General features: G+C 72.9%; 12 protein-coding genes. 5 read left to right on the top strand and 7 right to left on the bottom strand.

Translation table 11 applies throughout. The annotated features are described in order from the left end of the window. On the bottom strand, positions 1–436 hold a 436-nt coding region (locus N869_RS02610), incomplete at its 3' end, for a YgaP family membrane protein (protein ID WP_052104878.1). Positions 437–727: 291 nt separating this feature from the next. Here N869_RS02610 and N869_RS02605 point away from each other — a divergent pair. Together N869_RS02605 and N869_RS02600 are read left to right on the top strand one after the other, a co-directional pair. Next, positions 728–1,027 (top strand): type II toxin-antitoxin system VapB family antitoxin, encoded by a 300-nt coding sequence (locus N869_RS02605; RefSeq protein ID WP_035057427.1) that lies wholly within the window; start codon positions 728–730, stop codon positions 1,025–1,027. Continuing rightward, positions 1,027–1,740 carry a LytR C-terminal domain-containing protein gene (locus N869_RS02600; RefSeq protein WP_035057424.1) on the top strand — a complete coding sequence of 238 codons (714 nt, stop codon included), beginning with the start codon at positions 1,027–1,029 and terminating at the stop codon, positions 1,738–1,740. Before N869_RS02605 ends, N869_RS02600 begins: the two co-directional genes overlap by 1 nt. A gap of 21 nt (positions 1,741–1,761) precedes the next feature. Here the strand turns inward: N869_RS02600 and N869_RS02595 are convergent, their stop codons facing one another. Then, positions 1,762–3,132: a uracil-xanthine permease family protein gene (locus N869_RS02595; protein WP_035057421.1), complete on the bottom strand. Its 1,371-nt coding sequence runs from the start codon at positions 3,130–3,132 to the stop codon at positions 1,762–1,764. Positions 3,133–3,251: 119 nt separating this feature from the next. Here N869_RS02595 and N869_RS02590 point away from each other — a divergent pair, with 119 nt between their 5' ends. After that, positions 3,252–3,749, top strand: a complete 498-nt coding sequence (locus tag N869_RS02590) for a DUF4190 domain-containing protein (protein ID WP_035057418.1) — start codon at positions 3,252–3,254, stop codon at positions 3,747–3,749. Between the two features lie 48 nt (positions 3,750–3,797). On the opposite strand, the gene N869_RS02585 is transcribed toward N869_RS02590, so the two are convergent. From N869_RS02585 to arsB, 4 genes are read right to left on the bottom strand one after another with little or no spacing between them, the layout of a single operon-like run. Then, positions 3,798–4,745 carry an LLM class F420-dependent oxidoreductase gene (locus N869_RS02585; RefSeq protein WP_035057415.1) on the bottom strand — a complete coding sequence of 316 codons (948 nt, stop codon included), beginning with the start codon at positions 4,743–4,745 and terminating at the stop codon, positions 3,798–3,800. Positions 4,746–4,763: 18 nt separating this feature from the next. After that, positions 4,764–5,195 (bottom strand): arsenate reductase ArsC, encoded by a 432-nt coding sequence (locus tag N869_RS02580; protein ID WP_035057412.1) that lies wholly within the window; start codon positions 5,193–5,195, stop codon positions 4,764–4,766. A 1-nt stretch (position 5,196) separates the two neighbouring features. Beyond that, the gene (locus tag N869_RS02575; protein WP_035057409.1) at positions 5,197–5,571 is read right to left on the bottom strand and encodes an ArsR/SmtB family transcription factor; all 375 of its coding nucleotides are present in this window, start codon (positions 5,569–5,571) and stop codon (positions 5,197–5,199) included. Further along, positions 5,568–6,707, bottom strand: a complete 1,140-nt coding sequence (gene arsB, locus N869_RS02570) for an ACR3 family arsenite efflux transporter (RefSeq protein ID WP_035057406.1) — start codon at positions 6,705–6,707, stop codon at positions 5,568–5,570. The genes N869_RS02575 and arsB overlap by 4 nt, the downstream gene beginning before the upstream one ends. A gap of 134 nt (positions 6,708–6,841) precedes the next feature. On the opposite strand from arsB, the gene N869_RS02565 reads away from it, so the two are divergent. Both N869_RS02565 and N869_RS02560 read left to right on the top strand, forming a co-directional pair. Further along, the gene (locus N869_RS02565; RefSeq protein WP_035057403.1) at positions 6,842–7,966 is read left to right on the top strand and encodes a glycosyltransferase family 4 protein; all 1,125 of its coding nucleotides are present in this window, start codon (positions 6,842–6,844) and stop codon (positions 7,964–7,966) included. A 3-nt stretch (positions 7,967–7,969) separates the two neighbouring features. Further along, positions 7,970–9,106, top strand: a complete 1,137-nt coding sequence (locus N869_RS02560) for a glycosyltransferase (RefSeq protein ID WP_052104877.1) — start codon at positions 7,970–7,972, stop codon at positions 9,104–9,106. On the opposite strand, the gene N869_RS02555 is transcribed toward N869_RS02560, so the two are convergent. After that, positions 8,998–9,819, bottom strand: coding sequence for an ATP-binding cassette domain-containing protein (locus N869_RS02555; protein WP_198025933.1), 822 nt, complete (start codon positions 9,817–9,819; stop codon positions 8,998–9,000). The genes N869_RS02560 and N869_RS02555 overlap by 109 nt on opposite strands. Positions 9,820–9,822 lie beyond the last annotated feature (3 nt).

Raw genomic sequence — 9,822 nt, 5'->3', positions numbered from 1 at the left:
GTGGGGCGTCGCCGTCGAGCCCGTCGAAGTCGCCGCGGAGGGCCTTGAGGGCGGTGCGCTCGGCCTCGATCTCACGCCGGGTACGGACCCCGAGCCTGCGCAGCAGCGCCAGCGGGGGGCACCAGCCCTGCACCGCGTGCTGCAGCAGGAACGCGGGGACCACGGCCGCGAGGGCCAGCCACCGACGCGAGCGGGTGGCCCCCAGGCTCACGCCGAGCAGCGTCAGGGCAGCGGCGTTGACCTGGAGCACGCGTTCGACGTCCCACTCGTGGTCGAGGTCGGCCAGGCGGGCTCGCACCGCCGCCTCGGGTGCACCGACCATCGCGGCGACGGACCCGACGCGCTCGTCGTCGAGCTGCTGGTTGACCTCGGGGTCGGTGTGGGCGCGCACCCGGTCCGGCTCGGGCTCGTGGCTGCGCGTGCTGCTGTCGCTCATGTGGTCCTCCTCCGGGTACACCCTGGCGCAGGGCATACCCCCTGGGGTATCTTGGATGTCATCGTTCCGACCTACGAGGAGTACCACCATGTGCAGCCCCGCGCGTTGTTCCACCTGCCGCAAGGTCACCTGGACCGGGTGCGGCCAGCACGCCGACGCAGTCCTGGCCGGCGTCGCACCGTCGGACAGGTGCCGTTGCCGCTGACCCGCGCGCGCCCCGTCGGGGCCGCCGACCAACGCGCCGTGCACAAGCCACGGAGGCGCGGGCCCCGACGCCACTAGACTCACCCTGTGATCTTCAAGGCTGTGGGCGAGGGCCGCCCCTATCCGGAGCACGGCCTCACCACGCCCAAGGACTGGGCGACGGTCCCCCCGCGCCAGGTCCGCCTCGACGAGCTCGTCACCACCAAGCGCACCCTGAACCTGGACAACCTCCTCTCGGAGGACTCGACCTTCTACGGCGACCTGTTCGCCCACGTGGTCCAGTTCAAGGGCGTGATGTACCTGGAGGACGGGCTGCACCGAGCGGTCCGCGCCGCCCTGCAGCAACGCCCCGTCCTGCACGCCCGCGTCCTCGTCCTGGAGTCCTGATGGTCACCGCCCAGCAGGCGCGCGCCCTGCGCCGCCGACGCCGCCAGGAACGGCAGGCCGTCGTGTTCGGCTCGATCGTCGCTGGCCTGGCCGTCGCCGGCCTGTTCGCCACCGCCGTGTACACCGGCGCCCTGGACGCCCCGTTCCTGGAGCGGGAGTTCACGCGCGTCGAGGACCCCGAGCCCACCACCGTGGTCTCAGCGCCCCCCTGCCCCACCGAGGACGCGGCTCCGGTGCCCTACGGCGACATCGAGATCCAGGTGCTCAACGGCACCGGTCGCACCGGCCTGGCCGGCGTGACCGCCGAGTCGCTGACGGCGCGCGGGTTCGACGTGGTCTCCACCGGCGACTTCTCGCCCCAGTACCCCGGGGTCGCGCAGATCTTCTTCGGTCAGGAGAGCGTCGACGCCGCGTACACCCTGGCCGCGCACGTGCCGGACTCGGTGCTCGTCCTGGACCTGCGCGACGGCACCGCCATCGACCTGGTGGTCGGCACCGCGTGGGAGAGCCTCATGGAGGAGGAGCAGGTCGTCCTCGCCCCCGACGAGCCGCTGGAACCGCGCGGTGGCTGCATCTCGCTCGAGGAGGCCCTGCAGGTCGCCCAGCCCGCCCCCGGCGCCACCCTCACCGGTGAGGCCGGCGAGGACGTCGAGGGTGACGAGGACGTCGACGGTGGCGAGGAACCGGCGGGTGAGGACACCGAGGGCGACTGACCCCCACCCGCCTCGGTCCGCTCAGGCGGGACGCTCGCCCTCCAGCTCGGCACCACCGGGCACCGACGCCGGGCTCGCGGGCTCCTGCGACGTGCCCCGCCACCGGGCCACGGCCCGCATCCCGTGGTAGATGCCCAGCGCCGCCGCGGTCCCCAGGGCGATCCCCTCGAACTCCAGCCCGCCCTCGGTGACCCAGCTGTAGTTGGCCACCCCGATCACGAGCGCGACACCCGCCGTGGTGAGGTTCACCGGGTCGGAGAAGTTCACACGGTTCTGGACCCAGATGCGCGCCCCCAGGATGCCGATCATCCCGTAGAGCAACGTCCCGGCCCCACCCAGGACGCCCTGGGAGATCGAGTGGACCAGCGCACCGAACTTCGGTGACATGCTCAGCACCAGCGCCGCGCCGGCCGCCACCCAGTACGCGGCCGTCGAGTACACCTTGGTCGCCGCCATCACACCGATGTTCTCGGCGTAGGTGGTGGTACCCGAACCGCCGCCCGCCCCCGCGAAGGCCGTCGCGAGGCCGTCCGCGGCGATCGCACGCCCCATCAGCGGGTCCATGTCCGTGCCGGTGATCGTCCCGACGGACTTCACGTGGCCCACGTTCTCCGCCACCAGCACGAACGCCACCGGCAGGAACAGGGCGAGCACCGAGAGGTCGACCGACGGGGCCATGAACTCCGGCAGGCCGACCCACGGCGCGGCGGCGACCTGCTCGAAGCTGACCTCGCCCTGCAGCCACGCCGCGACGTAGCCGACCACCACACCGACCAGGATCGCCAACCTGCCCAGCATCCCGCGGAACAGGACGGTCGTCAGGATGATCGCCCCCAGGGTGATCACCGCGGTGAGCGGTGCGGCCTGCACCCCCGTGCACGTCCCGTCGTCGTCGCAGCTGCCCCACGCGACCGGCGCCAGGTTCAGGCCGATGAGCGCCACGATGGTCCCGGTGACGATCGGGGGCATCGTCACCTCGATCCACCGTGCACCGACCACGTGCACCACCACGCCGACCAGCACCAGGACCAGGCCCACCAGCAGGATCCCGCCCAGGGCCGAGGACCGCCCCCCGGACGCCGTCGCCGCCATGATCGGGGCGATGAACGCGAAGGAGGACCCCAGGTAGCTGGGGAGCCTGTTGCCGGTCACCACCAGGAAGACGACCGTGCCCACCGCCGAGAAGAACAGGGTCGTGGCGACCGGGAAGCCGGTCAGCGCCGGGACCAGGATCGTGGCGCCGAACATCGCCACCACGTGCTGCATGCCGACCCCGACGGTCCGGGGCCAGCTGAGCCGCTCACCCGGCGCGACCACCGCACCGGGAAGCACACGGCGGCCGTCGCCATGACGCTGCCAGCCGAAGCGGCGGGTGGGTGCGGGTGAGCTCATCGGGTGCTCCTCGTCGGGGGTGCAGGGATGCCGGGCGTGCACACCGTAGCGGCCGGTCCTGGCACGGCGTGGGCCTTCGGTGGGATGCTTGCCGCACCTTCTACGCAGGCCGGAGCACCATGAGCAACCCCACCCCCCCGATGGGCAGCACGCCGGAGCCGTTCGGCTCCGCCGGGCAGTCCAACCCGTACGGCGCACCCCCGTCCTCGCCGGCCACGGCACACCCCCCGCCGTCCCCCGAGGGCTTGTACGGCACCGCCCCCACCTACGGCACGGCACCCACGTACGGCACAGCACCCACGTACGGCAGTGCCCCGTACGGCAGTGCCCCGTACGGCCAGCAGGCCCCCGGTCCCTACGGCACCGGCCCGCGGACCAACCCGTTGGCGGTCATCTCGCTGGTCCTGTCGGTCCTTGGGCTGACCTTCTTCCCGGTGATCGCGTCCATCGGTGGTGTGATCACCGGCCACCTCGCGCGCCGCGCGATCCGCCAGAACGGCGAGGGCGGATCCGGCCTGGCCGTCGCCGGCCTGATCGTCGGCTACATCGGGCTCGCACTGCTCCTGGTCGGGATCGCGTTCTTCGCGATGGTCCTCGCGACCATCCCCACCTACTGACCGACCCGGCCCGCGCACGCGGGCCCGGCACGACCGACCTGGCCCACCTCACCCCACCCGGGGGGCGACCTCCCGGGCGACCAGCTCGAGGTGGTCCAGGTCGGACAGGTCCAGGACCTGCAGGTACAGGCGCTCCACACCCGCCTCGCGCAACGTCGCGAGCCTCCGGGCAGCCTCCTCGACGGTGCCGGCGACCCCGTGCTCACGCAGCTCGTCCGGCTCACGGCCGATCGCCGCGGCCCGGCGGGCGAACTCGGCCTCGTCGGCGCCCACGCACATCACCAGCGCGACCGAGTACGTCAGCTCGTCCGCGGGCCGGCCCACGGCCTCGCACGCGGCACGCACGGTCGCGAACCGCTCCGGGATGTCAGCGATCTCGGGGAACGCCGCGTTGTACTCCGTGGCGTACCGGGCCGCGAGCGCCGGGGTGCGACGCGGGCCGTTGCCACCGACGATCACCGGCACCCCCGGGGCACCGGGCAGCACGTTGCGCCGCTGCACCGGCTTGGGCAGCGCCGGGGAGTCCGTCAGCGTGTAGTGACGACCCTCGTGGGTGTACCGGTCACCCACCGGCGTCCCCCACAACCCCGTGAGGACCTCCAGCTGCTCGGTCAGCAGGCCGAAGCGCTTGTCCGGGAACGGGATCCCGTAGGCGCTGTGCTCCTCGGCGAACCACCCGGCCCCCAGACCGAGCTCCACCCGCCCCCCGGACATCTGGTCGACCTGCGCGACCTGGATGGCCAGCACCCCCGGGTGCCGGAACGTCGCCGAGCTGACCAGCGTCCCCAACCGGATCGTCTCGGTGTCGCGGGCCAGGCCCGCCAACGTGGTCCACGCGTCGGTCGGCCCGGGCAGCCCGTCCCCGTCGCCCATGACCAGGTAGTGGTCGGAGCGGAAGAACGCGTCGTACCCCAGCCGCTCGGCCGTGGTGGCCACCGCCAGGAGGTCGTCGTACGTGGCGCCCTGCTGGGGCTCGGTGAAGATGCGCAGGTCCATGCCCCCAGCCTGCCACCCTCAGCTGGTGCGCGGCTCCACACCCAGCTCGTCCAGCAGACGCAGGACGCGCTCGCGGATCTCGTCCCGGATGGGACGCACGGCCTCGATGCCCTGCCCGGCGGGGTCGGCCAGCGCCCAGTCCTCGTAACGCTTGCCCGGGAACACCGGGCACACGTCCCCGCAGCCCATGGTGATGACGACGTCGGAGGCCTGGACGGCCTCGGTGGTCAGGACCTTGGGCTGCTGGTCGCGGATGTCGATGCCCAGCTCGGACATCGCCTCTACGGCCACCGGGTTGATCTGGTCCGCGGGCATGGACCCGGCGGACCGCACCTCGACCGCGCCCCCGGACAGGTGGGTGAGCAGGCCCGCGGCCATCTGCGAACGGCCCGCGTTGTGGACGCACACGAACAGGGCGCTCGGGCGGGTGGGCTCGGCGTGCGTGGTCATGTCAGCTCCTGGCGGGCTCGGGTTCGGGCGTGGCGGTCATGAGGGTGAGTGCGGCTGGGACGACGCCGTCGAGCACACCGTCCACGAACGGGCGGGCGTGCTCGGTGACGCGGTAGTGGACCCACGTCCCGCGCCGCTCGCAGGTCAGCACACCGGCGGTGCGCAGGACCTTCAGGTGGTGGGAGACGGTCGGCTGGGTGAGGTCGGCGAGGTCGGTCAGGTCGCACACGCAGACCTCGCCGGTCGGGCTGCTCGCGACCGTGGCGAGCATCCTCAGGCGCACCGGGTCGGCCACGGCCTTGAGGACCCGCGCCGCGCGCTCGGCGGCGTCGACCGTCAGCGAAGGGCGGGGTGCGGGCGTGCAGACGTCGGTCATGCCGGGGCCTCGGTCTCGGTGCGGGTCTCGGTCTCGCTCTCGGTGCGGACTGCGGGGGGGATGGGGGCGGTGGGGTCGTGGCGGTACCAGCGGCGGGCGATCGCCAGGCTCACGTACACCAGGCCCACCAGCACCGGCACCTCGATGAGGGGGCCGACCACCCCGGCGAGCGCCTGACCGGACGTGGCCCCGAACGTCCCGATCGCCACGGCGATCGCGAGCTCGAAGTTGTTGCCCGCGGCGGTGAACGCCAGCGTGGTGGTGCGTGCGTAGCCCAGGCGCAGGAGATGCCCGGTGGCGAACCCGACCACCCACATGAGGGCGAAGTAGATCAGCAGCGGCACCGCGATCCGCACGACGTCCAGGGGGTTCGCGGCGATCGCGTCGCCCTGCAGGGCGAACAGCAGCACCACCGTGAACAGCAGGCCGTACAGGGCCCACGGCGAGATCACGGGCACGAAGCGTGACTCGTACCAGTCGCGGCCGCGGCTGCGCTCACCGATCCAGCGGGACGCGAACCCTGCGCCCAGCGGCACACCCAGGAAGATCAGGACGTTGATCGCGATCTGACCCATGCTGACGTCCAGGCCGGCGGTGTCCAGACCCAGCCACGCGGGCAGGACGGTGAGGTAGAAGTACGCCAGGCCGGAGAACGCGACCACCTGAAAGGTGGAGTTGAGGGCCACGAGCACGGCGGCCGCCTCACGGTCACCGCACGCCAGGTCGTTCCAGATGACGACCATCGCGATGCAGCGGGCCAGGCCCACGATGATCAGGCCCGTGCGGAACTCGGGAAGGTCCGGCAGGAAGATCCACGCCAGCGCGAACATCAGAGCGGGGCCGACGAGCCAGTTCAGCGCCAGGGACGAGATCAGCAGGGGCCGGTCGGCGGTGACGGTGCCGAGCCGGTCGTAACGGACCTTGGCCAGCACCGGGTACATCATGACCAGCAGCCCCAGGCCGATCGGGAGGGAGACTCCCCCGACCTCCATCGCCTCCAGGACCTCCCCGAGCGCCGGGACGAACCGTCCCAGCCCAAGCCCGAGGACCATGGCCAGCCCGATCCACAACGGCAGAGCCCGGTCCAGGGTCGACAGGCGTGGCGCCACCGGCGCGGCCAGGTGCTGGTTCGACATGCGTCGATATTGACACACGTCGAACCAGGCGGTCCAGGGGCCTGGACCCCGGGCACCGACCGTTCGCCCAGTGGTCACCGTCGCGTCGCTGCGTCGTCGCCCGACGGTCCGCCCGGGGCTGGTTCTCTGCCGGTGTGCGGGTCGCGATCATCACCGAGTCCTTCCTCCCCCAGGTCAACGGCGTCACCCACTCCGTCCTGCGGGTCCTGGAGCACCTGGAACGAGCCGGGCACCCGGCACTGGTGCTGGCGCCCGGCGAACCACCGGACCTGGTGCACGGGGCGCGCGTCGTCCCGGTGCGGTCGGTGCCGATGCCCGGGTACACCGACTTCCCGCTCGGGGTCCCCACCACCCGGTCCGTGGTCCGTGAGCTCGCGACCTTCGCGCCCGACGTGGTGCACCTGGCGTCCCCGTTCACCACCGGCCGGCCCGCGGTGCGGGCCGCAGCCAGGCTCGGCATCCCCGTGGTGGCCGTCTACCAGACCGACGTGGCCGGGTTCGCCGGCCAGTACCACCTGGGCGCCGCCGCGGAGGCCGCCTGGTGGCACGTGCGCGCCATCCACGACGCCGCCGACGTGACCCTCGCCCCCTCGCAGGCGGCCGCGGACGACCTCACCTCCCACGGGGTGGACCGGGTACGGCTGTGGCCCCGGGGGGTCGACACCCACCGGTTCCACCCCCGCCACCGCGACGAGGCCCTGCACCGCCGTCTGGCCCCCGGCGGGCAGACCCTCGTCGGGTACGTGGGGCGCCTGGCGGCGGAGAAGCAGCTCGAGGACCTGCGCGCCGTCCACGACCTGCTCGGGGTACGGCTCGTCGTCGTCGGCGACGGACCGGAGAGGGAACGGCTGCAACGGCACCTGCCGGCCGCGACGTTCCTGGGGCTGCAGACCGGCACGGAGCTCGCGACGACGGTCGCGACCCTGGACGTGGCCGTGCAGACCGGCCCGCACGAGACGTTCTGCCAGTCCGCCCAGGAGGCCATGGCCGCGGGGGTGCCGGTCGTCGCCGTCGCAGCCGGGGGCGTCGCCGAGCTCGTGGACCACTCCCGCACCGGGTGGACGTACCCGCGGGGTGACCTGGCGGCGCTACGCGCACGGGTCGAGGACCTCGCCGGCGACGCGGGCAAACGCCGGGCCATGGGCCGGGCGGGCCGCGACGCCGTCCGGTCACGCACGTGGCCGGTGGTCTGCGAACGGCTCATGGACCACTACGCGGCGGCGACCGCCGCCCGGCCCGCGACCACGGCGGTGAGGTGACCGGTGCACGTCGTCCACCTGACCAACGCCTACGCACCCCACAGCGGCGGCATCCGCACCACCGCCCACGCCCTGGGGGCCGGGTACCGCGAGCGCGGGCACCAGTTCACGCTCGTGGCCCCGGGCACGCACCTGTCGACCGAGCGCCGCTCGTGGGGGACGCTGATCCGGTTGCCGGGACCGGTGGTGCCGTGGACCGGCGGGTACCGGGCGCTGCTGGACGTGCGCCGGGTGCGCCGGACCTTGGACGCGCTCACCCCCGACCGTCTGGAGGTCTCGGACCGGTTCACCCTGGGGGGCCTGGGCGCGTGGGCCGACGCGCGCGGCGTGCCCGCGGTGATGATCGCCCACGAGCGCCTGGACGGGGTGCTGCGCACCGGCCTGCACCTGCCGGCGGGCGTGGCACGGACCGTGGCGGACCGTCACAACGACGTGATGGCGTCCGCGTTCCGGGTGGTGACGACCACGCGGTTCGCGGCCCGGGAGTTCGACCGCATCGGGGTGCGCACGGTGCACGTGCCGCTGGGGGTGGACCTGGAGGCGTTCACCCCGGTCCGGGCACCGGCCCGGTCGGGGGCACCGGTGCTCGTGATGTGCAGCCGGTTGTCACCGGAGAAGCGCCCGGACCTCGCGATCGAGGCGTTGCGGCTGCTGCACGCAGGGGGTCTGCGCGCCCGGCTGGTCGTCATCGGTGACGGGCCGTCGGCACGGGCCGTGGAGCGTGCGGCACGGGGCCTGCCGGTCACGTTCCTGGGGCACGTGACGGACCGCTCGGCCGTCGCGCACCTGCTCGCCCACGCCGACGCCGTCCTCGCACCGGGGCCGGTCGAGACGTTCGGCCTGGCGGCCCTGGAGGCGCTGGCGTGCGGGACGCCCGTCGTCGCGTCCGTCACCTCCGCCCTGGTCGAGATGGTGGACGAGGAGTCCGGGGTGTGCGCGGAGCCGACCGCGGTCGGCTTCGCAGCCGCGACCCGTGAGGTCCTGAGCAGGTCCCGGGACCGGACCCGGTCGGCTGCCCGACGGCGCGCGCTTCAGTTCCCCTGGTCCCGGACCGTGGACGCGATGCTCGCCGTCCACGGTGCCCTGCCGTCGACCTCGGCGTCTGAGCGGCGAACCGTCGTGGGCGGTTCCGTCCGTTGAGGACCTGGCGTGCCGCGTTCCTCGTTCGAGGGCCTGGCGTCGAGGGTGAGGGCGTGGTCGCAGCGGGCGGCGATCTCGTCGCTGTGGGTCGAGATGAGCACGAGGGCACCGTGGCGCGCCTCCTCGGCGAGGATCGACATCACCAGGTCGGCGTTCGCCTTGTCCAGGGCTGAGGTGGGCTCGTCGGCCAGGACCACCGACGGCGACTTGAGCATCAGACGGGCCAGGGCGATGCGTTGCTGCTCCCCGCCGGAGAGCGTGTAGATCATCTCCTTCTCGGACCCACGCATGCCGACGCGCTCCAGGGCCTCGGCCATCGCGTGCCTGCCCCCGTTCCGGGAGCCGGGGCGGATCCTGAGCGGAACCTGCAGGTTCCGGCGGACGTTCCACGACTCGACGAGCCCGTAGTTCTGGAACAGGAAGCCCAGGACGTCACGGAAGCACCGACGCGATGCGCTCCGGGAGCCGGCGGTGAAGGACCACCCACCGAAGGCGACGGTGCCCCGGTCGAACGGCTCGAGGAGGCCGACGCAGTTGAGAAGAGTGGTCTTGCCCGAACCGGAGGGGCCTCTGACCACGGTCATGGCCGCCGAGGGGATCTCGAACGACAGGTCGGACCACAGCGTCTTGTTCGCGAACCGCTTGGCCATCCCCGACACGACGAGCTCGAACGGACGGGCCTTGAGGGGTTCGACTACAGCTCCTGATCGCACGCG

The organism is Cellulomonas bogoriensis 69B4 = DSM 16987 (assembly GCF_000767165.1).
In the GTDB taxonomy this organism is placed as follows: domain Bacteria; phylum Actinomycetota; class Actinomycetes; order Actinomycetales; family Cellulomonadaceae; genus Actinotalea; species Actinotalea bogoriensis.
This window is presented reverse-complemented; position numbering and strand designations above follow the sequence as displayed.

Coding starts and splice junctions, on each gene's coding strand:
- N869_RS02600 (WP_035057424.1), top strand. CDS start 1,027: ATGGTCACCGCCCAGCAGGCGCGCGCCCTGCGCCGCCGACGCCGCCAG.
- N869_RS02595 (WP_035057421.1), bottom strand. CDS start 3,132: ATGAGCTCACCCGCACCCACCCGCCGCTTCGGCTGGCAGCGTCATGGC.
- N869_RS02590 (WP_035057418.1), top strand. CDS start 3,252: ATGAGCAACCCCACCCCCCCGATGGGCAGCACGCCGGAGCCGTTCGGC.
- N869_RS02585 (WP_035057415.1), bottom strand. CDS start 4,745: ATGGACCTGCGCATCTTCACCGAGCCCCAGCAGGGCGCCACGTACGAC.
- N869_RS02580 (WP_035057412.1), bottom strand. CDS start 5,195: ATGACCACGCACGCCGAGCCCACCCGCCCGAGCGCCCTGTTCGTGTGC.
- N869_RS02575 (WP_035057409.1), bottom strand. CDS start 5,571: ATGACCGACGTCTGCACGCCCGCACCCCGCCCTTCGCTGACGGTCGAC.
- arsB (WP_035057406.1), bottom strand. CDS start 6,707: ATGTCGAACCAGCACCTGGCCGCGCCGGTGGCGCCACGCCTGTCGACC.